General features: G+C 75.2%; 21 protein-coding genes and 1 tRNA gene. 17 read left to right on the forward strand and 5 right to left on the reverse strand.

Annotated elements, in window-relative coordinates; all coding sequences use genetic code 11:
• Nucleotides 1-107 precede the first annotated feature (107 nt).
• Entirely contained in the window at nucleotides 108-692 is a 585-nt protein-coding gene (locus ACTJIY_RS11690) for a YgjP-like metallopeptidase domain-containing protein (protein ID WP_253050944.1), read from the forward strand.
• Between the two features lie 31 nt (nucleotides 693-723).
• Here the strand turns inward: ACTJIY_RS11690 and ACTJIY_RS11695 are convergent, their stop codons facing one another.
• On the reverse strand, nucleotides 724-2,271 hold the full coding sequence (locus tag ACTJIY_RS11695; protein ID WP_440674466.1) for a zinc-dependent metalloprotease: 1,548 nt from the start codon (nucleotides 2,269-2,271) through the stop codon (nucleotides 724-726).
• 165 nt (nucleotides 2,272-2,436) lie between these two features.
• On the opposite strand from ACTJIY_RS11695, the gene ACTJIY_RS11700 reads away from it, so the two are divergent.
• Together ACTJIY_RS11700 and ACTJIY_RS11705 are read left to right on the forward strand one after the other, a co-directional pair.
• Nucleotides 2,437-3,435, forward strand: a complete 999-nt coding sequence (locus ACTJIY_RS11700) for a nucleoside-diphosphate sugar epimerase (RefSeq protein WP_440674467.1) — start codon at nucleotides 2,437-2,439, stop codon at nucleotides 3,433-3,435.
• Between the two features lie 90 nt (nucleotides 3,436-3,525).
• Complete coding sequence (locus tag ACTJIY_RS11705; RefSeq protein WP_440674468.1) at nucleotides 3,526-4,635, forward strand: YlbL family protein; 1,110 nt, start codon at nucleotides 3,526-3,528, stop codon at nucleotides 4,633-4,635.
• Nucleotides 4,636-4,650: 15 nt separating this feature from the next.
• Here the strand turns inward: ACTJIY_RS11705 and ACTJIY_RS11710 are convergent, their stop codons facing one another.
• Nucleotides 4,651-5,265, reverse strand: a complete 615-nt coding sequence (locus tag ACTJIY_RS11710; protein ID WP_253050949.1) for a PPA1309 family protein — start codon at nucleotides 5,263-5,265, stop codon at nucleotides 4,651-4,653.
• A 153-nt stretch (nucleotides 5,266-5,418) separates the two neighbouring features.
• Between ACTJIY_RS11710 and ACTJIY_RS11715 the strand changes: the two genes are divergently transcribed.
• The 7 genes from ACTJIY_RS11715 (at nucleotide 5,419) to ACTJIY_RS11745 (ending at nucleotide 13,477) form a co-directional block, all read left to right on the forward strand.
• Nucleotides 5,419-8,463 (forward strand): UPF0182 family membrane protein, encoded by a 3,045-nt coding sequence (locus ACTJIY_RS11715; RefSeq protein ID WP_253050950.1) that lies wholly within the window; start codon nucleotides 5,419-5,421, stop codon nucleotides 8,461-8,463.
• A 147-nt stretch (nucleotides 8,464-8,610) separates the two neighbouring features.
• Nucleotides 8,611-9,651 (forward strand): aldose 1-epimerase, encoded by a 1,041-nt coding sequence (locus ACTJIY_RS11720; protein WP_440674469.1) that lies wholly within the window; start codon nucleotides 8,611-8,613, stop codon nucleotides 9,649-9,651.
• A gap of 62 nt (nucleotides 9,652-9,713) precedes the next feature.
• Nucleotides 9,714-9,787, forward strand: a tRNA-Met gene (locus tag ACTJIY_RS11725).
• Nucleotides 9,788-10,003: 216 nt separating this feature from the next.
• Entirely contained in the window at nucleotides 10,004-10,885 is an 882-nt protein-coding gene (locus ACTJIY_RS11730) for an ABC transporter substrate-binding protein (RefSeq protein WP_253050952.1), read from the forward strand.
• Between the two features lie 7 nt (nucleotides 10,886-10,892).
• Nucleotides 10,893-11,822, forward strand: a complete 930-nt coding sequence (locus ACTJIY_RS11735; RefSeq protein WP_353707907.1) for an amino acid ABC transporter permease — start codon at nucleotides 10,893-10,895, stop codon at nucleotides 11,820-11,822.
• Entirely contained in the window at nucleotides 11,819-12,622 is an 804-nt protein-coding gene (locus ACTJIY_RS11740; protein WP_440674470.1) for an amino acid ABC transporter ATP-binding protein, read from the forward strand. Before ACTJIY_RS11735 ends, ACTJIY_RS11740 begins: the two co-directional genes overlap by 4 nt.
• Before the next feature lie 279 nt (nucleotides 12,623-12,901).
• Complete coding sequence (locus ACTJIY_RS11745; protein WP_440674471.1) at nucleotides 12,902-13,477, forward strand: hemerythrin domain-containing protein; 576 nt, start codon at nucleotides 12,902-12,904, stop codon at nucleotides 13,475-13,477.
• Between the two features lie 160 nt (nucleotides 13,478-13,637).
• Here the strand turns inward: ACTJIY_RS11745 and ACTJIY_RS11750 are convergent, their stop codons facing one another.
• Nucleotides 13,638-15,851 carry a serine/threonine-protein kinase gene (locus ACTJIY_RS11750; protein WP_440674472.1) on the reverse strand — a complete coding sequence of 738 codons (2,214 nt, stop codon included), beginning with the start codon at nucleotides 15,849-15,851 and terminating at the stop codon, nucleotides 13,638-13,640.
• Between the two features lie 97 nt (nucleotides 15,852-15,948).
• Between ACTJIY_RS11750 and ACTJIY_RS11755 the strand changes: the two genes are divergently transcribed.
• From ACTJIY_RS11755 to ACTJIY_RS11765, 3 genes are all read left to right on the forward strand, one after another.
• Complete coding sequence (locus tag ACTJIY_RS11755) at nucleotides 15,949-17,952, forward strand: thioredoxin domain-containing protein (RefSeq protein WP_440674473.1); 2,004 nt, start codon at nucleotides 15,949-15,951, stop codon at nucleotides 17,950-17,952.
• A 75-nt stretch (nucleotides 17,953-18,027) separates the two neighbouring features.
• A complete protein-coding gene (locus tag ACTJIY_RS11760; protein WP_253050958.1) occupies nucleotides 18,028-18,504 on the forward strand; it encodes a dsRBD fold-containing protein in 477 nt (158 codons plus the stop codon).
• On the forward strand, nucleotides 18,501-18,761 hold the full coding sequence (locus tag ACTJIY_RS11765) for an acylphosphatase (RefSeq protein ID WP_440674475.1): 261 nt from the start codon (nucleotides 18,501-18,503) through the stop codon (nucleotides 18,759-18,761). The genes ACTJIY_RS11760 and ACTJIY_RS11765 overlap by 4 nt, the downstream gene beginning before the upstream one ends.
• A 50-nt stretch (nucleotides 18,762-18,811) precedes the next feature.
• Here the strand turns inward: ACTJIY_RS11765 and ACTJIY_RS11770 are convergent, their stop codons facing one another.
• Nucleotides 18,812-19,930 carry a M15 family metallopeptidase gene (locus ACTJIY_RS11770; protein ID WP_440674477.1) on the reverse strand — a complete coding sequence of 373 codons (1,119 nt, stop codon included), beginning with the start codon at nucleotides 19,928-19,930 and terminating at the stop codon, nucleotides 18,812-18,814.
• A gap of 147 nt (nucleotides 19,931-20,077) precedes the next feature.
• On the opposite strand from ACTJIY_RS11770, the gene ACTJIY_RS11775 reads away from it, so the two are divergent.
• Together ACTJIY_RS11775 and ACTJIY_RS11780 are read left to right on the forward strand one after the other, a co-directional pair.
• Nucleotides 20,078-21,208: a DUF2235 domain-containing protein gene (locus ACTJIY_RS11775; RefSeq protein ID WP_440674478.1), complete on the forward strand. Its 1,131-nt coding sequence runs from the start codon at nucleotides 20,078-20,080 to the stop codon at nucleotides 21,206-21,208.
• A gap of 148 nt (nucleotides 21,209-21,356) precedes the next feature.
• Nucleotides 21,357-21,905: a DsbA family protein gene (locus ACTJIY_RS11780; protein WP_440674479.1), complete on the forward strand. Its 549-nt coding sequence runs from the start codon at nucleotides 21,357-21,359 to the stop codon at nucleotides 21,903-21,905.
• 738 nt (nucleotides 21,906-22,643) lie between these two features.
• Here the strand turns inward: ACTJIY_RS11780 and nhaA are convergent.
• A complete protein-coding gene (gene nhaA, locus ACTJIY_RS11785) occupies nucleotides 22,644-24,059 on the reverse strand; it encodes a Na+/H+ antiporter NhaA (protein WP_440675056.1) in 1,416 nt (471 codons plus the stop codon).
• 429 nt (nucleotides 24,060-24,488) lie between these two features.
• Between nhaA and ACTJIY_RS11790 the strand changes: the two genes are divergently transcribed.
• Both ACTJIY_RS11790 and ACTJIY_RS11795 read left to right on the forward strand, forming a co-directional pair.
• Nucleotides 24,489-24,968, forward strand: a complete 480-nt coding sequence (locus ACTJIY_RS11790; RefSeq protein ID WP_439158971.1) for a nucleoside deaminase — start codon at nucleotides 24,489-24,491, stop codon at nucleotides 24,966-24,968.
• Nucleotides 24,969-25,021: 53 nt separating this feature from the next.
• A complete protein-coding gene (locus tag ACTJIY_RS11795) occupies nucleotides 25,022-26,512 on the forward strand; it encodes an NCS2 family permease (RefSeq protein WP_253050965.1) in 1,491 nt (496 codons plus the stop codon).
• Nucleotides 26,513-26,589: the final 77 nt, after the last annotated feature.

Genomic DNA, 26,589 nt, shown 5'->3' on the forward strand with positions numbered 1-26,589 from the left:
CGGCAGCACAGCTCCCCGCGACGTCTGCTCGACCGTGCGGTGCGGAAATCCGCACCGCACGGCGTGGGCCCCTGCCGTTTCGTGGCGAGAACCACTACGGTCTGAGCGTGGTCCGGGAGACGATCGTGGAGGTTCGGCGCAGCCGCCGACGCAAGAGCACGGTGAGCGCCTACCGCGACGGCGAGCGCACCATCGTGGCGATCCCGGCGCGCTTCACCCGCGCGCAGGAGCGGGAGTGGGTCCAGCGCATGCTCGACCGCCTGGCCGACTCCGAGCGGCGGCGACGCCCCTCCGACGACGAGCTCGAGCGCCGCGCCGTCGAGCTGTCCGAGAAGTACCTCGACGGCCGCGCGCACCCGACGAGCGTGCGCTGGTCGGGGAACCAGGACCGGCGGTGGGGGTCGTGCACCCTCATCGACGGGACGATCCGCATCTCGACCCGCGTGCGGGGGATGCCCTCGTGGGTGCTCGACTACGTGCTGCTGCACGAGCTCGCCCACCTGCTCCACGCCGGCCACGGCCCGGGGTTCTGGAAGCTGCTCGAGTCGTACCCGCGGACGGACCGGGCGCGCGGCTTCCTGGAGGGCTTCTCGTTCGCGCGGGACGCGGAGCTCGAGCCCGACGGCGACGAGCCCGGCGCCCCCGAGGGAGACGCCGGGCTCGCGGCCGACGGGTCGTCCGGCACCCCCTGAGGGGTCGGGCGCCCCTGAGGGCGCCGGAGGCTCAGCGCGCGCCGCTACCCGCGTCCGTCGGCCCGTCGTCGGTCGTGTCGTCCGTCGACGCGTCGTCCGCCGTGCTGCTCGGGGGCTCGGCGTCCCCCGCCCCCTCGGCGGCGCGGAAGATCTCCTCGAGCGCGCGGTCGACGTCGGCCTCCTCGATGCGGGTCACGGCACGCCGGCTCTCGTAGCCCGCGGGGTCGTCGAGGTCGGTCGCGTCGGGCAGGAGGTCGGGGTGGTCCCAGACGCCGTCGCGGGCGCTCGGGCCGGACTGCGCGGCGATGAGCGCCCACAGGGCCGCCGCGTCGCGCGAGCGACGGGGACGCAGCTCCAGCCCGACCAGGGTCGCGAACGTGTGCTCGGCGGGACCGCCCGCGGCACGCCGGCGGCGCAGCATCTCGCGCAGCGGGACCGCGTGCGGCAGGTGGGGGAGGGCCGCGGCTGCCGTCACCTCGTCGACCCAGCCCTCGACGAGCGCGAGCGTCGTCTCGAGCCGCAGGAGCGTGGCCTGCTGCTCGGGAGTGTTCTGGAGCCCGAAGACGCCGCCGGACAGGGCGCGCTGGAGGGCGCCCGTGTCGGTGAGGTCGACGTCGGAGAGCTGCGACTCGAGCGCGGACAGGTCGATGGTGATGCCGCGCGCGTACGCGTCGACCAGGCTGCGCAGGTGCCCGCGCAGCCACGAGACGTGCGTGAAGAGGCGCGCGTGGGCCGCCTCGCGGAGCGCGAGGAACAGGCGGACCTCGTCCGCGGGGGCGTCCAGCCCCTCGGCGAACGCCTCGACGTTCGTCGGCAGGAGGACCGTCCCGGGCTGGTCGAGCAGCGGCAGCCCGACGTCGGTGGCCCCGAAGACCTCGCGCGACAGCGTCCCCGCCGCCTGGCCCACCTGCATGCCGAAGACGGCCGCGCCGAGGCGCTGCATGAGCGCCGCGGGGTCGCCCGGCATCCCGAGCGCGCCGGCGGGGAGCCCGGGCACCTGGCCCGGGAGCGTGAACCCGACCCCGGGCAGCGCCGACGGGTCCTCGCCGAGGCCCTCCGGGAGCTGGTCGCGCAGGACCGTCGCGAGCGCGTCGGCCACCGACGCCGCGACGGGCGCGACGAGCTCGTTCCACGCCGGGAGCGTGTGCTCGACCCACTCGGACCGGCTCCAGGCCTGGGCACGTCCGCCGGACGGCGGGAGGTCGGTGACGGCGTCGAGCCACAGCTCGGCGACGGACAACGACTCCGTCACGGCGCGCTGCTGCGCCGCCGTGACGGAGGGGTCGCCCTCGGCGACGGCGACCTGGCGGGCGACGTCGTGCGAGACGTCCGTGTTCACCGGGCCGTCGCTCGGCGTCGACAGGAGCCGCTGGACCTGCGCGAGGACGTGCTGGAAGAGCTGGGGGTCCGCCGCGCCCCCGGCGGCGAGCGCCTGGGGGTCGAGGCCGCGGGCGCGCAGCTCGCGCAGCGCCTCGTCCGCGTCGGGTCCGAGCATCGAGCGGAGCAGCTCCTCGAACCGCGGGTCGAAGGGCGTGTCGTCGTCCGGTCCGGGCGTGCGGTCGGGGGGAAGGCTGCTCATGGCGACTCCTCACGGTAGCGTCGGTGATCACCGTAACCACGATCGACCGCCGAGAACGGGGGCTGGGCCATGTCCGAGGGCCGGGTTCGCTCACGGCGCAGCGACGCGGTCCCGGGCGGGGGACGACCGCCGGGCGACCCGGGGGAGGCCCCCCGGTCCGAGCCCGTGAGTCCGCCGGGAGAGCCCGTCGTGGTCGTCGGCGTCGGGCAGGTCGCCGGCGCGGTACGTCGCGGGCTGGGCGCCGCCGACGCGTCGCCCGTCGACCCCGAGGGGTGGCCCGACGGCGCGCGCCGGCTCGTCGTGGTCGCCCCGGCGGGGGAGTTCGGGGCGCCGCGCGCGAGGACCGACGCCGAGCAGCGCGCCCGGCTGGCGCTCCTCGGGAGGCGCGCGGGCGAGGCCGCGGTCGCGGCGGGGATCGAGCACGTCGTCGCCGTGACGTCGGCCGCGGTGCACGGGGCGACGCCCGGTCGCGCGGTGATCGAGGACGACGACCCGGTCGCCGTCGACGACGGACCGGGGTTCGCGGGGGACGTGGCCGCGTTCGAGGACGCGCTGCGCGAGGCGGTGGGCGGGGTGCCGCTCGGGCTCGTGCGGCCGACCGTCGTCGTCGGGCCGGGGATCGACACGCTCCTCACGCGGCACTTCGAGGCCCCGCGCCTGCTCACCGTCCGCGGCGGGGAGCGCACGTGGCACCTCGTGCACGTCGAGGACGTCGTCGCCGCGGTGCGCGTCGCGGTCGACGGTGGGCTCGTCGGCGGTCTGACGGCCGGCCCGCTGCGCGACGGGCTGCCCGACGCGCTGGACTCCGAGACGGTGGCGGCGGCGGCCGGCCTGCGCACGGTGCAGCTCCCGCCCGCGACCGCGTTCGGCGCCGCCGAGCGGCTGCACCGCGTCGGGGTGCTGCCGTCGCCGGCGAGCGACCTCGCGTTCGTCGTGCACCCGTGGTCGGTCGCGGCCGGGCGCCTGCACGACGCCGGGTGGACGCCGGCCTGGTCGGGTGCGGCGGCGCTGGAGGTGCTGCTCGCGGAGGTGCGCGGCCGGGTGGGCGTCGCGGGGCTCCGGTTCGGCGGTCGTGACGCGGCGGCCCTCGGCGCCGCGGGAGCGGCGGTCGCGGTCCTGGGGACCGCGGCGGTCTGGCGTCAGGCGCGGTCGCGCCGCCCCTGACGGTGCGCCGTCGGGTGCCGGTCGGGAGCGCCTCGGACGAGTGGGCGCGGCCGGCAGGGAGATCCCAGCATCCTCGGGGATGATGTCCCGGTGAGCGACGCCCCCTCCTTCGACGCCCTCCTCACGGAGGACGAGCACGTCCCGCCGCCCGTGACCCGACGGTCCCTGACGTTCGGCATCTCCCTGCTCGCGACGACGCTGCTCGTCGCGGGCCTCGCGATCCTGCCCGCGCCCTACGCGGTGCGGTCGCCGGGGCCCACGGAGGACACGCTCGGCGAGCAGGACGGCACGCCGCTCATCTCCATCACGGGCGCCGAGACGTTCGACTCGACGGGGGAGCTGCGCTTGACGACGGTCTCCGTCGCGGGCGGACCCGGCTACCCGGTGAACCTCGGTCAGGTCGTGCAGGGCTGGTTCGACCGGTCGGGCAGCGTGCGTCCGGTCGAGGAGGTCTTCCCGACGGGCCGCACCAAGGAGGAGACGGAGCAGCAGGGCCAGGCCGAGATGATCTCCTCGCAGGAGAACGCGACGGTCGCGGCGCTCACCGAGCTCGGGTACGAGGTGCCGGCGACGCTCACGGTCGAGGCGGCGGTCCCGGACAGCGGGTCGGACGGGGTCGTCGAGCCGGGCGACGTCATCGTCGCGCTCGACGGCGCCCCGGTCCCGACGTACCAGGACCTCATCGACGGGCTGGCCGCCGTCGACCCGGGCGCCGACGTCACCCTCGGCGTCCTGCGCGACGGCACGGAGACCGACCTCACGGTGACGACGACCGACGGCGGCGACACCGCGCTGCTCGGCGTGTTCATCGACCCCACCTTCGACTTCCCGGTCGACGTGTCGATCCAGATCGAGGACATCGGCGGCCCGAGCGCCGGGACGATGTTCGCGCTCGGCATCGTCGACCAGCTCACGCCCGAGGACGAGGCGAACGGCGTCGTCATCGCGGGCACGGGCACCATGAGCGTCGAGGGGGACGTCGGCCCGATCGGCGGCATCCAGCAGAAGCTGTACGGCGCCCTGCGCGACGGCGCGACGTGGTTCCTCGCGCCGCAGGCCAACTGCCCGGAGGTCGTGGGCAACGTGCCGGACGGCCTGCACGTCGCGGCGGTCTCGACGCTGGCCGACGCCCGCGCGGCCATGGAGGCGATCGGCGCGGGCGAGGGCGACTCCCTCCCGACGTGCGAGGCGCGCGGCTGACGGGCGCCGCTCGCGTCAGTCCTCGAGCGTCGCGCGCAGCGCGGTGACGAGTCCCGGGACGAGGTCCGGGCCGCCCGCGACGTCGGTCGCCGAGTCGTGCGCGCGCGACCGGACCGCGCACCAGGCCGGACCGTCCCGCAGCACCCCGACGGCGAGGCGCACGTCCTGCCGGTCCGGGTGCGACGTGAGGTAGTCGAGCGCGGCGTCCGGGTCGTCGGGCACGCCCTCCTCGGCGGTCGGGGGCAGGACGATCCGCTCGACGACGAGCGCGGCGCCGTCGACCGTCGCGGGCCACGCGACGCGCGCGAGCCCGTCCTCGAGGTCGCCGTCCACGGCGAAGCCCTCCTGCTCGATCGAGAGCAGGTGGTGCGGGTCCGCGGTGGCCGCGGCGACGACGTCGGGCGGCAGGCGGTCCGCGAGCGTCGGGTCCGCCGCGAGCGCGCCGGCCGTGGCGACGAGCGCGAAGAGCCGGGGCGGGGCGTCCCAGCCGGCGTCCGCCGCGTGCACCTCGATCTCGTGGACGGCGAGCGCGAGGGCGTGCTGCGGCGTCGGGCCGCCGGGCGCGACCGGGTCGGGGCCGGAGCCGGGTGCGGGAGCGGGGGAGGGAGCGGCGTCGTCAGGCTGGGGCATGCCCCCATGGTCCCCCATCGCGCCGTCCGGCGGTGGACGGTCGGCGACCGACGTGACGTCCCCCACGAGGCCCCGGACCGTGGGAACCTTGGGGGAGGACCGGGCGTTGACCCCGGTGCACGCCCGAGCCACGACCGAAGAGGTATACCCACCGTGTCATTCGCCGCAGCGCCCCGCCGGCCGTCCCCCGGGGCGCGGCCCGCCCGGCGCCGGAGCCCGATCGGGATCGCGATCGCCGTCGTCGGCGCCCTCGTGGTCCTCCTGCTCCTGCTCGCCCAGTTCTGGACCGAGGTGCTGTGGTTCCGGCAGCTCGACTTCGCGAACGTCCTGTGGACGCAGTGGGGCGCGCGCATCGCCCTGTTCGTCGGCGGGTTCCTCGTCATGGGCGGGCTCGTCTTCCTGTCCTTCTCGATCGCGTACCGGTCCCGGCCGATCTACGCGCCGTCGACGCCCGAGCAGGCGACGCTCGACCAGTACCGCGAGGCGATCGAGCCGCTGCGCAAGGTCGTCATGATCGTGGCGCCCGCGCTCGTCGGCTTCTTCGCCGGCGCGGCGGCGGCGTCGCAGTGGCAGACCGTCCTGCTCGCGCTCAACTCGGTCCCGTTCGGCACGACGGACCCGCAGTGGGGCATCGACCTGTCCTTCTACGTCTTCACGCTGCCGGCGCTCCGGTTCGTCGTGAGCTTCCTCATGGCGGTCGTCATCATCGCGGGCATCGCCGCGGTCGCGACGCACTACCTGTACGGCGGGCTGCGCATCGGCGGCGGCTCCGACGCGGGCCCGCGCACGACGACGGCCGCGCGCGTCCAGCTCTCGGTGACCGCCGCGCTCCTCCTCGTCCTCATCGGGGCCAACTACTGGCTCGACCGGTACTCGATCCTCACCTCGGGCGGCGCCAAGTTCGACGGCGCGTCGTACGCCGACGTGCACGCGGTGATCCCCTCGAAGGCGATCCTCACGGTCGTCGCGCTCTTCGTCGCGGCGCTGTTCGTCGTGACGGCGGTGCGCGGCAACTGGCGCCTCCCGGCGATCGGCGTGGGCCTCATGGTCGTGTCGGCCATCGCCATCGGCGGCATCTACCCGAGCGTCGTCCAGCGCTTCCAGGTCACGCCGAACGCGCAGGACTTCGAGGAGGAGTACATCCAGCGCAACATCGACGCGACGAAGGCCGCGTACGGGATCGACCAGGTCGAGACCGAGCAGTACAACGCCAAGACCGAGGCGGAGGCGGGCGCGCTGCGCGAGGACGCCGACACCACGGCGTCGATCCGCCTGCTCGACCCGGAGATCGTCAGCCCCTCGTTCAGCCAGCTCCAGCAGAACAAGCAGTACTACCAGTTCTCGAGCTCGCTGTCGGTCGACCGCTACACGATCGACGACGAGAGCCGCGACACCGTCATCGCGGTGCGCGAGCTCAACCAGGACGGTCTGGGCGCCGACCAGCGGAACTGGGTCAACGACCACACGGTCTACACGCACGGCTTCGGCGTCGTCGCCGCGTACGGCAACCAGATCGGGCCCGACGGCCGCCCGGCGTTCTACGAGGGCTCGATCCCGTCGACGGGCGCGTTCACCGACGCGGGCGGCTACGAGCCGCGCATCTACTTCTCGCCCGAGGCACCGCAGTACTCGATCGTCGGCGCCCCCGAGGGCCGCGACGCGTGGGAGCTCGACTACCCCGTCGACGACGAGGGCGGCCAGGTCAACAACACCTTCCCGACGCAGGACGTTCAGGCGGGCCCGAGTGTCGGGTCGTTCATGAACAAGGTGCTGTACGCGCTGAAGTTCGGCTCCGAGCAGATCCTCTTCTCCGACCGCGTCACCGAGGAGTCGCAGATCCTCTACGACCGCAGCCCGCGCGACCGCGTCGCGAAGGTCGCCCCGTATCTCACGCTCGACGGGCGCGTGTACCCGGCGGTCGTGGACGGCCGGGTCAAGTGGATCGTGGACGGCTACACGACGTCGAACGCCTACCCGTACTCGACGTCGGAGTCGCTCGAGGACTCGACGCGCGACTCGCTCGTCGCGGCGAACTCGGTCGAGGCGCTCGCGCCGCAGCAGGTGAACTACATCCGGAACTCGGTCAAGGCGACCGTGGACGCGTACGACGGCTCGGTCGACCTGTACGCGTGGGACGCCGAGGACCCGGTGCTCCAGGCGTGGACCCAGGTCTTCCCGAGCTCGGTCAAGCCGATCACGGAGATCTCCGGCGACCTCATGAGCCACCTGCGCTACCCCGAGGACCTGTTCAAGGTGCAGCGCACGCTGCTCGCGAGCTACCACGTGGACGACGCGAACGAGTTCTTCTCCGGCCAGGACTTCTGGCGCAGCCCGGAGGACCCGACGGCGAGCGGTCAGGTCAAGCCGCTGCAGCCGCCGTACTACCTCACGCTCCAGATGCCGAGCCAGGAGGCGCCGACGTTCTCGCTCATGTCGACGTACATCCCGGGCGGCGGCTCGGACCGCAACATCCTCACGGGATTCCTCGCGGTGGACGCCGAGCCGGGCAACGAGGCGGGAGTGCGGTCGGAGGACTACGGCACGCTGCGTCTCCTCGAGCTGCCGCGCAACGCGACGGTCCCCGGACCGGGTCAGGTGCAGAACAACTTCAACACCGACCCGACCGCCGCCGACGGCCTGCTGGCGCTGCGGCGCGGCGACTCGACCGTCATCAACGGCAACCTCCTCACGCTCCCCGTGGGTGGCGGCCTGCTGTACGTCCAGCCGGTCTACGTGCAGTCGACGGAGGGCACGCGGTTCCCGCTGCTGCGCAAGGTGCTCGTGTCCTTCGGTGACGAGATCGGCTTCGCCGACACGCTCGACGAGGCGCTGGACCAGGTGTTCGGCGGCGACTCGGGCGCGAACGCGGGCGACGCCGACGGCGGGGTCGAGACCGAGGTCCCGGACCAGCCGGCCGACGGCGAGACCACCGACCCGGGGACGACGGACCCCGGCACCGAGCCGCCGGCCACCGAGGAGCCCGCGCCGCCGGCCGACGGCGGCACGGTCGACGGCGGTGCCCGCGCCGAGCTCGACCAGGCGCTGCGCCAGGCGCAGCAGGCCATCGAGGAGGGCCAGGCGGCGCTCGCGGAGGGTGACTTCGCCGCCTACGGCGAGGCGCAGGACCGGCTGCAGCAGGCGCTCGAGGCGGCGCTCGCTGCGGAGCAGTCGCTCGACACGGACTCGTCGGGCGGCTGACGAGGACCTCGCGCCGGCGCGACGCACGACGGGCGGGTCGGGACACCTCGCACGACGGGCGGGTCGGGACACCTCTCGGGGGTCCCGGCCCGCCCGTCGTCGTGCCGGAGTTGTCATTTCCTGCGCCGACCGGGAGGATCGCTCCTCGTGACATCTGCAACGGTTTGCAGCAACGCTTTCAGCGTCGCGAGCGACACGACCCCGGCCGTCCCCGCGGCGCGCCTGCACCACCCGTCCGGGGCCGAGCTCGTCGTGGCGCTGCGCGGTGCCGCCGTGCTCGCGTGGCGCGCACCGTGGCGCGGGGCCGACGGGACCGCGCAGGTGGAGGACCTCGTCGACGGGTACGCCGACGAGACGGAGGTCGCCGCGCACGACGCGGCACGGTCCGCGCTCATGGCGCCGTTCGTCAACCGCCTCTCCGGCGGGGAGTACGTGTTCGACGGCGTCCGGCACCGCGTGCCCCCCGTCCTGCCGTGGGAGCCCCTCACCATGCACGGGTTCGCCCGCACGCTCGACTGGACGGTCGTCGACCGGGGCGAGGACCCCGCGCAGCCCGCAGACGGGGACCCGGCACGGCCGGTCTCGGTCGTGCTCCGCGCGTCCGTCGCCCGTGACGCGCACGCGGGGTACCCCTTCGCGCTCGCCCTCGAGGTCGAGTACGTGCTCGACGTGGGCTCGCTGGGCGTCGCGCTGCGGGCCCGCAACGTCGGCGCGACGGCCGCGCCCGTCGCCCTGGGGTGGCACCCGTACCTGCGCGTCCCGGGCCACGACACGATCGACCGGCTCGAGCTCACGGTCCCGGCGCGCCGCGCCGTCGTGACCGACGCCGGGCTGCTCCCGCTCGCGGGGGCGGACGCGTTCGGCGCGATCGACGGCGTCGGACCGCTGCCGCTCGCCGGCGTGCGGCTCGACCACGCGTTCGGCGGCCTGCGCACCGACGCCGACGGCCGCGCGCGGACCCTCGTGCGCGACCCCGCGACGGGACAGGGGCTCGCCGTGTGGCAGGACCGCGGGCTCGTCCACGTCTACACGGGCGACGGCCTGGCGCGCCGCGAGCGGGCCGCCGTCGCGGTCGAGCCCGTCGAGACCCTGACCGACGCGTTCAACCGCCCCGACTGCGCGGCGGACGTCCGGCTGGAGCCGGGGGACGTGCGGGAGTTCGCGTTCGGAGTCGAGGTCCTGGCGTGACCCACGTCTCGTCCACCCGATTTGGCCTGGTCCGGAACCTCACGTAGAGTAGTGATCACCGACGCGGGGTGGAGCAGCTCGGTAGCTCGCTGGGCTCATAACCCAGAGGTCGCAGGTTCAAATCCTGCCCCCGCTACTCAGAAGGCGAAGGCCCTCGATCTGATGATCGAGGGCCTTCGTCGTGCGCGCGGGTCGGTCCGTCGTGCCGCGGTCCGCGCCGACGCCACGTCGCCTGTGACGCGACCCACCCCGCCGCGGAGCGGCCGAGGGAAGCCACGGCCCACGGCCCGGCGTTATCGTCAGTGGCCGGCGCCCACCACTCCCGCGGGCGCCCGACACCCGGAAGGTCACCATGCGCCGTCTGCGTCCCCGTCCCGCCGTCCTCACCGCCGTCACGGCGGTCGCCGCGCTCACGCTGACGGCCTGTTCCTCGGGAGGCTCCGACGGCGGCGACGCCGCGAGCCCGAGCGGCAGCGCCTCGGGCGACGCCGCGCAGTGCGAGCCCGGCGCGCTCCCGACGCTCACCGACGGCGTGCTGACCGTCGGCGCGGGCGAGGCGTACGCGCCGTGGTACATCGGCGAGCACGACTCGGGCGAGGGCTTCGAGTCGGCGCTCATCTACGCGGTCGCGGACCGCCTCGGCTACGCGGCCGACGACGTCGTCTGGGAGACCGTGACGTTCGAGCAGATCATCAGCCCGGCCGTGAAGCCGTTCGACGTCGCCGCCTACCAGACGTCGATCACCGACGAGCGCAAGCAGGCCGTCGACTTCTCCAGCCCGTACCTCACGACGCGCCAGGGCGTCATCGTCATGGAGGACGGCCCCTACGCGGGCGCGACGACGCTCGCCGAGCTCGACGGCGCGCGCATCGGCGTGACGGCCGCGCAGACGAGCCTCACGCTCGCGGAGGCCGCGTGGGGCGAGGACGCGGACATCTCGCCGTACAACGCGGCGGGCGACGGCATGCAGGCGCTCCAGTCCGGCACGATCGACGCGATGGTCATGGACGTCGACCAGGGCGTCGCGGCCTCGACCGAGTACTTCCCGGACTCCGTGGTCATCGGCACGCTGCCGGACCAGGGCGTCGTCGAGCAGTACGGGCTCGTGCTCGACCTCGACTCCGCGCTGACCGACTGCGTGACCCAGGCCGTGGACGAGCTCGAGGCCGACGGCACGCTCGCCGAGCTGCGCACGACGTGGCTCAAGTCGGACGACATCCCCGTCCTCGAGTGACCCGGCCGTGACCGTGCCCGACGACGCGCGCCCGCCCGGGCGGGCCGGGACGCCCGACGGCGGCCCGGGGGTCGCGTGGACGCCGTCGCCGCTCGCGCTCGACCGCGCGGCGTTCCGGCGCGCCCAGCGCCGCCGCTCGCTCCTCGTGGCGCTCGCGAGCACGGTGCTCGTCGTCGCGGCGGTCGTGCTCGTCGTCGTCAACGCGCCCGGCTGGGAGCGCGCGCGGACCGCGTTCTTCGACCCAGCGATGGCGTGGGAGTCGCTGCCCGCGATCCTCGAGGGGCTGTGGCTCAACCTGCGCGTGTGGGTCGTCGCGGGCGTCGTCGGCACGCTGCTGGGGCTCGGGCTGGCGATCGCGCGCACGAGCCGCATCCCTGCGCTCTTCCCGCTGCGCGCGTTCGCGATCGGCTACGTCGACCTGTTCCGCGGGGTGCCGCTCCTGCTCGTCCTGCTGCTCGTGGGCTTCGGGCTGCCCGCGCTGCGCCTGGAGTGGCTGCCGACGTCGGGCGCGTTCCTCGGGGCGCTCGCGATCGTCCTCACCTACACCGCCTACCTCGCCGAGGTGTTCCGCGCGGGCATCGAGTCGGTGCACCCGTCGCAGGTCGCGGCCGCGCGCTCGCTCGGCCTCACCCGCGCGCAGACGACCCGCCGCGTCGTGCTGCCGCAGGCCGTGCGCAACGTCACCGCGCCGCTCGCGAACAACCTCGTCTCGCTCCAGAAGGACTCGGGCCTCATCTCGGTGCTCGGCGCGGTCGACGCGATCCGCGCGGCGCAGATCGCGACGACGGGGAGCTACAACTTCACGCCGTACGTCGTGGCGGGGATCCTGTTCTTCCTCGTGTCGTTCCCGCTGACGCGGGCGGTCGACGCCTACCAGGCGCGCCGCGGCTGGGGCCGGTCGCTCGCGACCGTGAGCGGGGCGGGGGACATCCGATGAGCGCGTCCGTCCGGCCGCCCGGCGCGACCGGCCAGGACGCGGGCCCGGACCACCTGCTGTCGCTGCGCGGGGTCCGCAAGACCTTCCCCGCCGCGGGCGTCCCGGGCGGGCGGCGTGCGGTGCTCGACGGCATCGACCTCGACGTCGACGCGCACCGGTGCGTCGTGCTGGTGGGGTCCTCCGGCTCGGGCAAGTCCACGCTCCTGCGCGTGGTCAACCTCCTCGACGAGGTCGATGACGGCCAGATCCTGCTCGACGGCGAGGACGTCGCGGACCCGCGCCTCGACGCCAACCGGGTCCGGGCGCGCATGGGCATGGTCTTCCAGGCCTACAACCTCTTCCCGCACCTCACGGTGCTCGACAACGTGACGCTCGCGCCGCGCCTCGTCCACCGGCGGGCGCGCGCGGAGGCGGAGGCGGCGGCCGTCGAGATGCTGGGCCGGGTCGGCCTGGGGCACAAGGTGAGGGCGTACCCCGACCAGCTCTCGGGCGGCGAGCAGCAGCGGGCCGCGATCGCGCGCGCCCTCGTCAACGGGCCGGAGCTCCTCCTGCTCGACGAGGTGACCTCGGCGCTCGACCCCGAGCTCGTCGGCGAGGTGCTCGACCTCCTCGCCGAGCTGCGGGGGGAGGGGCGCACGATGCTCGTCGCGACGCACGAGATGGGCTTCGCCCGCCGCGTCGCCGACGAGGTCTGCTTCCTCCACGAGGGCCGCGTCCACGAGCGCGGCACCCCGGATCAGGTGCTCGGCGACCCGCAGCGCGAGCGCACCCGCACATTTCTCCGCCGCCTCCACGCGTGACCCGTCCCCCCCCCGGGGCCGCCGAACACGACATGAGGGTCGTTCTGAGCGTCTTCGCGGCCTTCAGGTCGTGTTCGACGGCGCGTGGTGTCGTTCTCGTCGACCAGTGCGCCCGGGGCAGGGCGACCCTGCGGGCGGCTGGTAGGGTCGCGCGCAGCGTCGCGTGCTGGTGGCGGACCACGTCAGGCATGGAGGCGTCGAACCCGGAAGGGGGAGCCGTGACGGCACGGACCCTTTCCTCGTTCCTCACCGGTGAGTGAGGGCGAGAAGACCAGGCTCGTGGCCTGGTACGACGAGATGCAGACGGTGCACGGGCGGCTGCGGCGCGCGTTGGCGCTGGTGCGCGAGGCGGTAGCCGAGGCGGACGAACCGCCCGGCTCTCGGCGACCCGGAGCAGACCCGCCCTCTGGGGCACGACCCGGCGCCGGGACGAGGGTCGCAGCGCACGACCGCCCGGCACGGGACGGCGGGGCGCAGGGTGCCGGGCACGACCCGGCACCCGCCACGGACCTGCTCGTGTGGTGCTGGGGGTTCTGCACCGCGCTCACCCGGCACCACACCGCCGAGGACGCCGTGCTCTTCCCCGAGCTGGAGCGTCGCCATCCCGACCTGGCCGACGTGCTGCGGCGCCTGCGCCAGGACCACGGGATGATCGCGTACCTCGTCGCCGACCTCGAGCACGCGCTCGACCGGACGACGGACCCCGAGGCGTCGCGCGACGCCGTCGGGCGTCACCTCGACGGCGTGGGCGCGATCATGGAGTCGCACTTCCGGTACGAGGAGCGCGCGCTCGGCGGCGTCCTCGCCGCGCTCGACCTCGTGGCGTCGCGCGACGACGTGCTCGGTCCGCTCTGACGGGCACGGTCGGGCGGCACCGCGCGGTGCCGCCCGACGCCAGCCCGACGCTGGCCTGACGCCAGGCCGACGCTGGCCTGACGGCGGCCAGACGGCGGCCAGACGGCGGCCCGAGGGTGGCCCGACGGCCGCCTGGTACCGGCCGTCTCGCGACGGCTGCTCAGCCGCGCAGGACGAGCACCGCCGTGGCGACGACGGACGCGGACGCGAGGAGCGCATACGGCCAGACGAACGTCCGCCGCCCGGCGACGCGCAGCACCACGGCCACCGCGAGCGCCGCCAGGGCGAGCACGGGGCCGTCGACGAGCGGGGCCAGGTCGACCGAGACGCGCAGGGTCTCCAGGAGCTGCGGCGGCAGCGGGATGAACGGCTCGCTCTGCCGGGCAGCGCCGTCGGGCACGAGCCACAGCGTGCGCAGCACGGCCAGGACTGCGAGCAGGCGCGGCAGCGCGCGCAGGAGCGCGCCCCCGATCGGGGACCGGTCCACGGGCGACGACGCCGCGGACCGCGAGGACGCTGCCGACCGCGACGACGCTCGGGAGCGTGACGACGCCCCGGCCGTCGGTGCCGCGGGCTGCTGCGGCGACGCGGGGAACGCGGGAGCGGTCTGTTGCGCGACGGAAGGCTGCGGGGCCGGGGCGCTCGTGACGGCCGCGCCCGTGATGCGCGGCCGAGCCGACCGCGGTGTGGGACCCAGGTGCTGGACCGGGCTCCGGCGCGGCGGGACCGACGGCGGGACCGGGCGCCCGACCTGCGTGGCGACGAGGTCGGGGGAGTCCATCACCCGGGTCCCCGCGACGGCCGCGGGCGCAGGCTCCGCGGGGGCAGCCCCCGACGGCGGTCGGCCCAGCGTGGAGACCCGCCGGACGGCTACCGGCCAGGCACGTCCGCCCGCCGCGCCGCCCGCCGCGCCGCCCGCCGCGCCGCGCGCCGGGACGCCGTCGGGCTCGTCGGTGCGCAGCCGGGCGACGCGGACCACGGGCGCGGGCCGGGCCGGCGTCACGTGCGGCGGGCGACGGTACGCCCGCCACCCGCGCAGGGTGTCCGGGTGCCCGGCAGGAGGGGTGGCGGCCTGCCACTGCATCGCCTGCCAGAGCCAGTCCTTGAGCTCGGCGGGGGTCCGCCCGTCGGCGACGTGCGCCCCGATGCTCGCCACGTGGTCGGCGATGACCTCCGAGGCCGCGCCGTCGAACCCGTCACCGTGCACCTCGGCGAGCACGCTCATGAGCGTGGCGTCGTACACGAGGGCGTGCCACGACTCCCGGGCCCGACCCACGACGGCGTCGGTCCCGGTCGGCGCGTCCTCCGCGGGCGGGCCGGGCCGGACGGGTGCTCCGGTCGCCGCGGACAGCCCGGCGACGGGGCCGAGCGCCCGCTCGGCCGCGGTGGCGCCGTCCGCCACGATCCGCTGCGTGAGGAGCAGGGTGTCGTCGGCGACCTGCCCGGCGAGACGGGCGCGGAGCACCGCGGCGACGCTCTCGAGCGCGGGACGGTGGTTCGGCTGGTACCGCGTCATCGACAGGATCAGGTCCTGCAGGTGGGGGTCGATCTCGGGCAGCTCGGCCGGGGACGGGGCGAGCTCCGCCCCCGCCGGCACCCCGACGAGGTCGTCCGGCACCTCGCGCACGAGGTCCTCGGCCTCGAGGTCGCGGCCGAGGAAGTTCAGGTCGGCCGGCACGACGCCCGTGCTCGCGAAGATCAGCAGCAGCCCGAGCGCGTAGACGTCCGAGCGGGGGTGCACGCGCCGGGCGAACAGCTCCGGCGCCATGTACGCGAGCGTCCCGACGGGCTGGGTGGACGTCGCGGTGTCGAACAGCTTGGCGATGCCGAGGTCGATGAGGACGGCGCGGTCGCCGTCGACCATGATGTTGGCGGGCTTCAGGTCGCGGTGCACGCAGTGCTGCTCCTGCAGCACGAGCAGCGCCTCCGCGACCTGCGAGGCCAGCCGCAGCGCCTGCCGCCCGTCCAGCGGGCCCGACGCGCGGACCTGCTCGCGCAGCGTGGTGCCCGGTACCAGCTCCATGGCGAACCACGGCTGGTCGTCGTCCAGACCCGAGCGCACGAACGCGGGGAAGCCGCGTCCGCCCACGGCCTCCAGCAGGCGCGCCTCCTGCGTGAAGCGCTCGCGCGAGCCCTCCTGCAGGCCCGTGAGCACCTTCACGGCCACCTCCGCGCCGCCCGCGTCCGTGGCACGGTAGACGTGCGCGAACCCGCCGTGCCCGAGCACCTCGCCGAGGGTGAACGGGCCCCGGCGGTCACCGCTCGCCGGCACCTGCCGGACGGGTCGCCGGGGCAGCGGCGCGGGCGACGGCGGGCTCGGGTGGGTGTCGTCGTCGGTCGCCGCCGGGAGGACGGACTGCTCGGGGCCGGGCATGGGCGCAACGTTACAAGCGCGCACGTCCTGGACGTAGCAGACAAACCCGTTCTGGACTCCGCTCGCCGCGGCGCCGCCACCTGGCAGGCTGGGACGCATGGTCAACCGCCTCGCCGACGCCGTGAGCCCGTACCTGCGTCAGCACGCCGACAACCCCGTCGACTGGTACCCGTGGGGCGCCGAGGCGTTCGAGGAGGCGCGGCGCCGCGACGTGCCGGTCATGGTGTCGGTCGGGTACGCGACGTGCCACTGGTGCCACGTCATGGCGCGCGAGAGCTTCTCCGACCCCGCGGTCGGCGCCCGGCTCGCGCGCGGCTTCGTGGCGGTGAAGGTCGACCGGGAGGAGCACCCCGACGTCGACGCGAGCCTCCTCGCCGCCGCGAGCGCGTTCACGTCGGACCTCGGCTGGCCGCTCACCGTGTTCACGACGCCGGACGGCGCCCCGTTCTACGCGGGCACCTACTGGCCGCCGGTCCCCGTGGCGGGGCGGCCCGCGTTCCGGGACGTGCTCGACGCCGTCGCGCAGGCGTGGGAGCTGCGGCGCGACCAGGCCGTCGAGACGGGGGAGACGATCCGCGCCGCGCTCCGGGACGCGGCCGCGGGGCGGCGGACGGGGGTGCCGCGCGCCGCGGCGACGACGGTCGCCGCTCCGGGGGAGCCCGGCGCACCCTCCGGTGCCGACGACGGACCGGTCGGTCGGCTCGCCGACCATGCGCGGACGGTCGTCGACCGGCTCGAGGCCGCGGAGGACCGCGTGCACGGCGGGTTCGGCGGCGCGCCGAAGTTCCCCGTCGCGCCGACGCTCGAGCTCCTGCTCGACCTGGCGGCGTCGTCCGTCGTGGACCCCGAGGTCGCGCGGCGCGCCCTCGTCCTCGCCGGCCGCACGCTCGATGCCATGGCGTCGAGCCCGCTGCGCGACGTCGACGGCGGGTTCTTCCGGTACGCGACCCGGCCCGACTGGTCGGAGCCGCACTACGAGCGGATGCTCTACGACAACGCCCAGCTCCTCTCGGCCGCGACGACGCTCGCCGTGCTCCGGCGCACCGGGCCGGTGGACGGCCCGCTCCGCACGCCCGCGCCCGCTCCCGGGACGCCGGACCCGGGCGAGGGCGCCGCGCGGGTCGCGGCCGACGTCGGGCGCTTCCTGCTGCGCGTGCTGCGCCTCGCCGACGGCGCGTTCGCGAGCGCGCAGGACTCCGAGTCCGTCGTCGACGGCGAGCGCGTCGAGGGTGGCTACTACCTGCTCCCGCCCGCCGAGCGGGCGCGTCACGAGCCGCCCCGGCTCGACACCAAGGTGCTCACCGGCTGGAACGGTCTCGCGATCGAGGCGCTCGCGCGCGCCGGCCACCACCTCGACCTGCCCGACCTCACCGACGCGGCGCGCGCCGCCGCCGACCGGCTCCTCGCGACGCACGTGCGGTCCGACGGGACGCTCGTGCGGGCCTCGGAGGGGGGCGTCGCGTCGCGCGCCGTCGCGACGCTCGAGGACCACGGCGCGCTCGCGACCGCGCTCCTCGTCCTCGGCGGCCTGACGGGAGAGGCCCGGTACGTGCGCGAGGCCGTGCGCCTCGTCGACGCGACCCTCGGCGCCGACGGCGAGCTGCGGGCCCCGCAGGGCACCGACCCCGTGCTCACCGGCCTCGGGCTCGCGGCGGGCGCCGCCGCGGACGCGTCGGAGGGCGCGGTACCGTCGGGCACGACGGCGGCCGCGCGGGCCGCGCTGCTCGCCCACCTCGCGACGGGCGAGCCGCGCTACCGGGACGCCGCCCGCGCGCACGTCGCCGCGTCGCCGACGGCGAGCGAGCACCCGCTCGGCGCGGCCGGGGTGCTGCGCGTCGCCGTCGGGCTCGCCGAGCCGCCCCACCAGCTCGTGCTCGTCGCGGACCCGGACCTCCGCGAGGCGTACCGGCAGGTCGCGCGGGACTGGTACCACCCGGGCGCGCTGCTCCTCGGCGCGACGCCCGGCGACGCCGCGGCGCTCGCCGTCGACGGCGTCGGGCTGCTCGCCGGCCGCGGACCGGGCGCGTACCTGTGCGCCGACTTCGTGTGCCGGCTCCCGGCGTCGGACCCCGACGCGCTGCGGGCCCAGCTCGGCGGCTGACGTCCGGCTCCCCGGGGGTGCAGGGGTCCCACCGCGGTCGCATGATGGAAGAGCGGTGCGGCACGAGGAGGAGCCATGAGGGCATCGGTCGGGGACAGGATCGTGACCGCCTCGGGGGTCGTCGGCGGAGCGGTGCGCGACGGGGTGGTGGTCGAGCTGCGGCACGAGGACGGGTCGCCCCCGTACCTCGTCGAGTGGACCGATACGGGGGAGCGCACGCTCGTCTACCCGGGGTCGGACAGCTACGTCGAGCACGTGCCCGGCGCGGAGGCCGGGAGCGGGGCCGGCTCGACCAAGGTGTGGCGCGTGCAGGTGAGCGTCGTCGAGTCGGAAGGTCGCACGACGGCGGAGGCCGTGCTGGTCGCGGAGGTGCCCGGTCACGTGCGGACGGTCGGGCGCGCGCGGCGGGACCCGCACGACCTGGACGTCCCGCTCATCGGCGACGAGATCGCCGTCGGGCGCGCGCTGCGGCGGCTCGCGGACCGGCTGCTGGACGACGCCGAGTCCGACATCGAGTCGTCGACGGGCGTCCCGGCGCACGTGCACCTGTGACGGCGGCACCCGACGCGCCGGTCGCCCTGCGAGCCGTCGTGCACGGGCGCGTGCAGGGCGTCGGGTTCCGCTGGGCGACGCGCGAGCGGCTCACCGTGCTGGGCCTCGACGGGGCGGCGACGAACCGTCCCGACGGCACGGTGGAGGTCGTCGCCACCGGGCCGCGGGACGCCGTCGACCGGCTCGTGGCGTGGCTGCGCGACGGCCCGACGCCGGGGCACGTCACCCGGGTCGACGTCGACGCGCGCGAGGGGTGACGCCGTCGCGCGGGGCGCGGACCGACGCGGGCGCGGGGTCGGGCGACCGCTCAGGAGTCCGCGCGGGCCAGCACCGACTCCCAGTGCCACGGCTCGGGCACGCGGCCGTCCGGCTCGGCGAAGTCGGGGTGCGTCCAGCCGAAGGCCTCGGCGTTCTGCTTGAGCCACTCGTACTGAGGCGTGCCGAACGCCTGGACGCCGCCGCCCAGGTCGACGGCGAACCCCAGACCGTGGTTGGAGCAGCCGGGCGGCGCGGCGATCGGCGACGACGGGTCGTAGAGGCCCGCCTGCTCCTCGTACGTGCGGTAGGAGGAGTTGATCGTCAGGTGCACGCCGAACCGCTCGAGGTACGCCGCGTCGAGCGCGACGAGGCCGTCGAGCACGTCGGCCCGCACGCGGTCCGACGGCGACCACGGGATCGCGGCCAGGGCGGAGTCGGGCACACGTCCGCCGTCGGGGTCCCACACCTGGTCCGGCGCGGGGCAGGAGACGGCGTCCTGCGCGGTCGACATCTCCTCGGTCGACGTGGCGACGGACGCCAGGTCGGCCTCCAGGTCGAGCACGGCCTGCTCCAGGGCGGCGAGGTCGTCGGCGGCCGCACCCGCCCCGGCGGTCTCCGCCGTCGCCGCGGCCGCGTCGAGCGCCTCCCGGAGCCGGGCGCGCACCGCCTCGTCGGCGCCCAGGCCCTCCGTGGCGGCGTAGATCTTCTCGCCCTGCTCCTGGACGGGCGCGAGGCTCGTGCGGGCCGCCTCGACCTGGGCCCGCGCGTGGTCCAGCATCGAGGCGTGCACGGCCTGCGACGCCTGCTCCAGGGACGCGGTCGCGCCCGTCGTGCCGGTCGTCATCCGGTCGACGAACGACGCCCCGAGCAGGGCGCGCGCGTCGTCGACCTCGACCGCGAGGGCGTCCCGGACCGCGGGGTCGGCGACCTTGCCGTCGGACGTCGTGAGCAGGGTCTGCGCCGTGGTGGCCTGCGCGGCCAGGTCGTCGTAGGTCGACCCCCGGTACCAGACCAGCCCGCCGCCGGCGGCACCGAGGAGGAGCGCCAGCGTCACGACGACCGCGACCCACACGCCGCGGCGCCGGCCCGTCCCCCGGGCGTGCCGCCGCTCCCGCCCGGTCGGGTAGCCCGAGGGGCCGGTGGAGGGTGGGGTGCTCGTGACGGTCACACCGCCAGAACCTACGCCACCCCGCGGGTGCCCCCGGACCGTTCGCCGGGTGTGCGGGGACACGCTCACCGAAGTATCACGATCCCCGCCGGACCCTCCCCAGATGGTGTCCCCGGCGACGGTGCCGGGGCGAGGTGGGGAGGGGCCATGAAGCGGCTGGTGCTGTGCTGCGACGGCACGTGGAACTCGCCGGTGAACGCGAGCGTGTCGAACATCGAGAAGATCGCGCGCTCGGTCCGCACCGGCATCGGACCGGACGGCGTCCAGCAGATGGTGTTCTCCGTCGAGGGGGTCGGGGCGCAGGGCTACCTCGTCGACCGCCTGCTCGGCGGGGCGTTCGGGTACGGGCTGACGCGCAACGTCGTCGCCGGCTACCGCCATCTCGCGCTCAACTACGAGCCCGGCGACGAGATCTACGTGTTCGGGTTCAGCCGCGGCGCGTACACCGCCCGCAGCGTCGTCGGCATGGTCGCGACCGTCGGGCTGCTCACCCAGGACTCCCTCGCGCGCGACCACCTGTGCGACGCCGAACGGATCTACCGCGTGCGCGACGCCGCCCAGCGGGCGGAGCAGGCCGCGGCCTTCCGCGCCCAGCACTGCCACGACCACGTCCCCGTCGCGTTCCTCGGGGTCTTCGACACCGTCGGCGCGCTCGGGGTCCCCGGGCTGTCGCGCCGGCGCAGCCGGTTCCACGACCTGCGCCTGTCGACCGACGTCGAGTGCGCCCGGCAGGCCCTCGCGATCGACGACCGCCGCATCACGTTCGAGCCGTGCCTGTGGGACGTCCCCGTCTCCATGGCGGCCCGGGTCAAGCAGGTGTGGTTCCCCGGCGGGCACAGCGACGTCGGCGGCGGGGCCCGCGCCCGCGCGCTCTCCGACACCGCGCTCCTGTGGATGGTCGGCGAGGCGATCGCGCGCGGGCTCACGTTCGACGAGGACCGGCTGTTCGCCCAGCTCCACCACGAGGACGAGTTCGTGTGCCGGTTCCGCCCCGGCCTGCTGTTCGGTGCCCTCAACCTCCTCAAGCGCCTGCACCCGCGCCCGCGCTTCCGCGGCGACCGACGCGTGCTCGCCGGCGTGCCCACGCCGCCCGACACCGTCGACGCCGTGTACCTCGCCCAGACCGCGGCGTACCTCACGGCGGACCCCGACTCCGAGTACGCCCGCCACGCCCGGAACGTCACGTGGTGGCGCGAGAGCGCCGGGCCCGGCCTGGACCGCCTGGTCGAGCCGGTCCCCGGCGGCGCCCGGGAGGACCGGCCGCTCGTCCTCGCGTGACGGAACGACCGGACACGCACGGTCGACGGGCGATCGGTGCCCGGCGACGGCCCGGACGTGGACGCACCGCCGCGCCTGCCCGGGGTGCGGGGACGACGCCGTCCGCTCGCCGGGTGCGACGCGCCCGCCCCGTGCCATGCTGGGCGGCGTGAGCGAGCAGACCGCAGCACCCGTCCCGGCCGAGCAGCTCGTCCCCGCCGACGCGCACGTGCTCGGCGACCCGGACGCGCCCGTGACGATCGTCGAGTTCGGCGACCTGGAGTGCCCGTACTGCGCCGCCGCCGCGCCCGTGCTGCGGCAGGTCGTCGAGTCGTCGGGCGGCGAGGTGCGCCTCGTGTTCCGGCACTTCCCGCTCTTCGAGATCCACCCGCACGCGCTCTCCGCGGCGCTCGCGGTCGAGGCCGCTGCGGCGCAGGGCCGGTTCTGGGAGATGCAGGCCGTGCTGTTCGAGCACCAGGACCAGCTCGGCGAGGCCGGCCTCGCCGACCGGGCCGAGGAGCTCGGCCTCGACGGCGCCTCGGTCGTGGGGGACGCCGCCCAGCAGTACGCCGCCCCCGTGCAGCGCGACTACGCCGACGCCCTCACCCTGGGAGTCCAGGGCACCCCGACCCTGTTCGTCAACGGCGTCCGCTACCGCGGCCGCGTCACCGCCGACGGCCTCCGCACCGCGATCGAGGCCACCGCCCCGCCGAGGTAGAGCCAGGGTTGCGCGAGGTAGAGCCCTGGTAGGCCGAGGTAGAGGCGTGGTCGCGCGAGGTAGAGCCGTGGTTGCGTGAGGTAGAGCCGTGGTTGTTGTGTTCGACGGCGGTCTGGTCACCTTGGGTGGCGGGGTGGGTGGTGGTGCCGCGTCTACCATCCGCCGCTCGTTCCTCGCGGCTCCCGCCAGGCCCGACCACGACGCGGCACCATCACCCACCCCGCCCGGCTCTGTCTCGCCCTGGTCGGCCCTCACCTCGGGTGACCGCCCGCGGGGCTGGGTTCGGCCCGTGCCGCGCGGCGAGCCGCGCCGCGTCGCCAGCCGGGCCGCCGCACCGCCGCGCCCGGAACGGGCAGCCGGTCACGGAACCGTCGTCGAGCAGGTGGTTCGGGCGCGTCCGGTGCGCGGGACGAACCCACCTCGCCCGCTCGACCCACCAGGACCGCCTGGTCGGGCTCATGCCGAGCCGACACGGGGACCCGGCCTCGGCGGGCCACCCGATGGTCGCGAGCGGCGACCGGCGTCTCCAGGCGAGACGATCGCCGAGCGGTGGGGGTGGGCTCGGATGCGAAGGGGCGTCAGAGCGGCGCTCCTCGAACCCACGGCCGACAGACCGGGGTGACGGCGCCGCAGCCCCGAGCACCGAGGCCACCCGCGCCGCGGACCCGACCTCGCGGGCCTGCGACCAGACCAGGGTTCCCTCGCCCGACCAGGGTTCTCCCTCGCGGGGTGGGGTGCTCAGGTGGTCGCCGGTGGGCGCCAGGGGAGGGGTGGGAGCTCCGGCGGGGGGCCGTCGGCGCCGGGGGAGCACAGGGGCCAGCGCTCGCCGACGAACCGGAGGGCGAGGGAGCCGAGCACGGCGGCGACGAGCGAGCCGGCGAGGATGCCGATCTTGGCCTGCTCGATGAGCGCCTCGTCGTCGAACGCGAGCTCGGCGATGAAGAGCGAGATGGTGAAGCCGATGCCGGCGAGGATCGCGCCGCCGAGCAGGTGCGAGTAGCGCACCCTGCCCGGGAGGTCGCCGAGCCCGAGGCGCAGGGCGAGCGTCGCGGCGCCGAAGATGCCGACGGCGTTGCCCACGACGAGCGCGACGGCGACGCCGATCGTCACGGGCGACGTCGCCGCGGTCCGCAGCGACTCGGCGTCGAGCCGCACGCCCGCGTTGGCGAGGCCGAACACGGGCACGACGACGTACGCGCTCCACGGGTGCAGGACGCGCTGGAGGCGTTCGCTCGTGGGCACCGCCGCGCGCGCGGCGAGCTCGGTGAGGTGCTCACGCTCCGCCGTCGTCTCCTGGGCGAGACGCTTGGCGTACTTGGGCACGACCGCGACGTCGACGGGACGCGACGAGCGCGACGGGACGAGCAGCCCCACGAGGACGCCGGCGAGCGTCGCGTGCACGCCGGACGCGTAGACCGCGCCCCACAGCGCGATCCCGACGAGGACGTACGGCGCCAGACGCCACACGCCGAGCCACCGCAGCACGACGATCACGACGACGAGCACGGCGGCGACGAGGAGCCCGGGGAGCCAGAGGTCGTCGGTGTAGAAGAGCGCCATGACGGTGATGGCGCCGATGTCGTCCACGACGGCGAGCGTGAGGAGGAACAGCCGGAGCTGGTCGGGGCAGCGCGGTCCGAACAGGGCGAGGATGCCCACGAGGAACGCCGTGTCGGTCGACATGACGATGCCCCACCCGTGCTGCGCGGGCGACCCGGCGTTGAAGGCGACGTAGATGAGCGCCGGCACGGCGAGGCCGCCGAGCGCACCGAGCGCGGGCACCGCGACGGTCCGCCGGTTGCGCAGCTCCCCGCTCGTCACCTCGCGGTTGATCTCGAGCCCGATGACGAGGAAGAACACGGCCATCGCGGCGTCGTTGACCCAGTGGTGCAGGTCCATCTCGAACGACCAGGGCCCGACGTGCCAGCCCGCGGTCGCCGACCACAGGTCGTCGTAGGCGCCCGACCAGGCGGAGTTGGCCCACACGAGCGCGACGACGGTCGCGACGAGCAGCAGCACCGCGCCGCCCGCCTCGGTCGCGAGGAACGACCGCAGGGACGGCGCGACGGGACGCAGCTGGAAGCGCAGCGGCGGGCCCGGCCGGGCGGGGACGCGGACGATCGGGAACGAGGACGGCGGAGCGGGCTCGGTCACGGGGCCTCCGGGTGGTCGGGGACGGGCGACGCCCCCGGGCGTCGGACGTGCGAGCGGGGATCTTCGGGCCTTCGGGCCAACCCTGGGCCGGCCCTGCGCTGGGACAACTCTTCCGGGCGGGAGTTCCTTCCGCAACGGGCCGGGTGTGGCGGAGTTCTCCACCGCCCTGTCCACGGTGTGGAAAAGTTCTTCCGAATCTCTTGTGTCCTCGGTCACGCGCTGCTAGCGTCGTGCGTGCCAACGGCGGGCCCGGGCCGAGCGACACGCTCGGTGGTCGACGCGATCGATCCGACACCGGCAGCTACCTACCAGGCGGAAGTGACAACTCGCCTGCAGCGGCCCGCCGGCCGCCTCCTCCCGGCTCATCGACGAGCCGGACAGCCGGAGGCGGAGCACCCGGCGTCGCTGCCCGAACCGTGGAGACTCACCATGGACACTCTTGTCGTGGACGCAGCACACCTGGACCGAGCCGTCGCCCTCGCGGTCGACAGCGTCGCGAACGCCGGAGGACCCTTCGGCGCCGTGATCGTCACCGCCGACGGGCAGGTGTTCGAGGGCAACAACCGGGTCACGCAGGACAACGACCCCACCGCGCACGCCGAGGTCACCGCGATCCGGCGCGCGTGCGCCGCGCTCGGCACGTTCGACCTCACCGGCGCGATGCTCTACTCGAGCTGCGAGCCCTGCCCCATGTGCCTCGCGTCCGCCCTCTGGGCGCGCGTGCAGACCGTGTACTTCGCCGCCGACCGCCACGACGCCGCGAGCGCCGGGTTCGACGACGCCGAGTTCTACGACTTCTTCGCCGCGGACCCGGCCGACCGGAGCATGCGGGTCGTGCACGAGCGCACGGCCACCGCCACCGCGCCGTTCGACGCGTGGCGCGTCCTCGAGTCCCGGATCGAGTACTGAGCGGCCGCGCGGCCGATCAGCACCGCGATCTCGCACCGAAAGGACACAAGGACGTGACCCTCCTCGGCACGCGGCGGGAGACCGCCGAGAACGACGACGCACGCGGCACCGGCCCGGCCACCGGCCGGCTGGACCGCTTCTTCAGGATCACCGAGCGCGGCTCGACCACGGGACGCGAGCTCCGCGGCGGCCTGGTGACCTTCTTCGCGATGGCGTACATCGTCATTCTCAACCCCCTCATCCTCGGCGGGACGAGCGCCGAGAACGCACCCGTCGACGTCGCGGGCGGGTGGCTCCAGACGGCGCAGGTCGGTGCGATGACCGGCCTCGCCGCCGGCGGCCTGACCATCCTGTTCGGCCTCGTCGCGAACCTCCCGTTCGCGCTCGCGGCCGGGCTGGGCATCAACTCGTTCCTCGCGGTCGCCGTGATCGGCGACGTGACGTGGCCCGAGGCGATGGGGCTCGTGCTCGTCAACGGCCTGCTCATCGTGCTGCTCGCCGTGACGGGCGCGCGGTCGGCGATCTTCAACGCCGTCCCGCGCCAGCTCAAGGCGGCGATCACCGTCGGCATCGGCCTGTTCATCGCGTTCATCGGGTTCGTCGACGCGGGGTTCGTCACGCGCACCCCGGGCGGGCCGCCGGTCCAGCTCGGCGACGGCGGCTCGATCACCTCGGTCCCGACGCTCGTGTTCGTCGTCGGCCTGCTCACCATGGGCATCCTCGTGGCGCGCAAGGTCAAGGGCGGTCTGCTCATCGGTCTCGTCGCGACGACCGTCGTCGCGATCGTCGCCGAGTCCGTGCTGCACCTCGGCCCGGCGTCCGACGACAACCCCGGCGGCTGGCACCTCACGGTGCCGACGCTGCCGAGCTCGCTCGTCTCCGTGCCGGACCTCAGCCTGCTGGGGCAGTTCTCGTTCGGCGCGTTCGACCGGATCGGGGCGCTCGCGGCGACGATGCTCGTGTTCACGCTGTTCTTCACGAACTTCTTCGACGCGATGGGCACCATGACGGGGCTCGCCAAGCAGGGCGGCCTCGCCGACGCGGACGGCAACTTCCCGCGCATCAAGTCGGCGCTCGTCGTCGAGGGCGTGGGCGCGGTCGTCGGCGGCGCGACGTCGTCGTCGTCGAACACGGTGTTCGTCGACTCGGCCGCGGGCGTGGGCGAGGGCGCGCGGACGGGCCTCGCATCCGTCGTCACCGGCGGGCTGTTCCTCGTCGCGATGTTCCTCACGCCGCTCACGGCCGTGGTCCCGATCGAGGTCGCGAGCGCGGTGCTCGTGGTCGTCGGCGCGATGATGATGGGCCAGATCAAGGAGATCGACCTGACCGACTTCACGGTCACCCTCCCGGTCTTCCTCACGATCGTGACCATGCCGCTCACGTACTCGATCGCCAACGGCATCGGGATCGGGTTCGTCACGTGGGTCCTGCTGCGGTTCGCGTGCGGCAAGGCGCGCGACGTCCACCCCCTGCTGTGGGTGGTCGCGGCCGGGTTCGTCGTGTACTTCGTGCGCGGTCCCCTGACCGCGGTCGTGGGAGGCTGAGCCTCGGCATCGACCGCACGGCCGACGGGTCGCCCGCTCCTCCGGGTGGCCCGTCGGCGTGCACGGGAACGTGGGAG

It is taken from the genome of Cellulosimicrobium sp. 22598 (assembly GCF_052044445.1).
In the GTDB taxonomy this organism is placed as follows: domain Bacteria; phylum Actinomycetota; class Actinomycetes; order Actinomycetales; family Cellulomonadaceae; genus Cellulosimicrobium; species Cellulosimicrobium cellulans_G.

Coding starts and splice junctions, on each gene's coding strand:
- ACTJIY_RS11695 (WP_440674466.1), bottom strand. CDS start 2,271: ATGAGCAGCCTTCCCCCCGACCGCACGCCCGGACCGGACGACGACACG.
- ACTJIY_RS11710 (WP_253050949.1), bottom strand. CDS start 5,265: ATGCCCCAGCCTGACGACGCCGCTCCCTCCCCCGCTCCCGCACCCGGC.
- ACTJIY_RS11730 (WP_253050952.1), top strand. CDS start 10,004: ATGCGCCGTCTGCGTCCCCGTCCCGCCGTCCTCACCGCCGTCACGGCG.
- ACTJIY_RS11740 (WP_440674470.1), top strand. CDS start 11,819: ATGAGCGCGTCCGTCCGGCCGCCCGGCGCGACCGGCCAGGACGCGGGC.
- ACTJIY_RS11750 (WP_440674472.1), bottom strand. CDS start 15,851: ATGCCCGGCCCCGAGCAGTCCGTCCTCCCGGCGGCGACCGACGACGAC.
- ACTJIY_RS11755 (WP_440674473.1), top strand. CDS start 15,949: ATGGTCAACCGCCTCGCCGACGCCGTGAGCCCGTACCTGCGTCAGCAC.
- ACTJIY_RS11760 (WP_253050958.1), top strand. CDS start 18,028: ATGAGGGCATCGGTCGGGGACAGGATCGTGACCGCCTCGGGGGTCGTC.
- ACTJIY_RS11775 (WP_440674478.1), top strand. CDS start 20,078: ATGAAGCGGCTGGTGCTGTGCTGCGACGGCACGTGGAACTCGCCGGTG.
- ACTJIY_RS11790 (WP_439158971.1), top strand. CDS start 24,489: ATGGACACTCTTGTCGTGGACGCAGCACACCTGGACCGAGCCGTCGCC.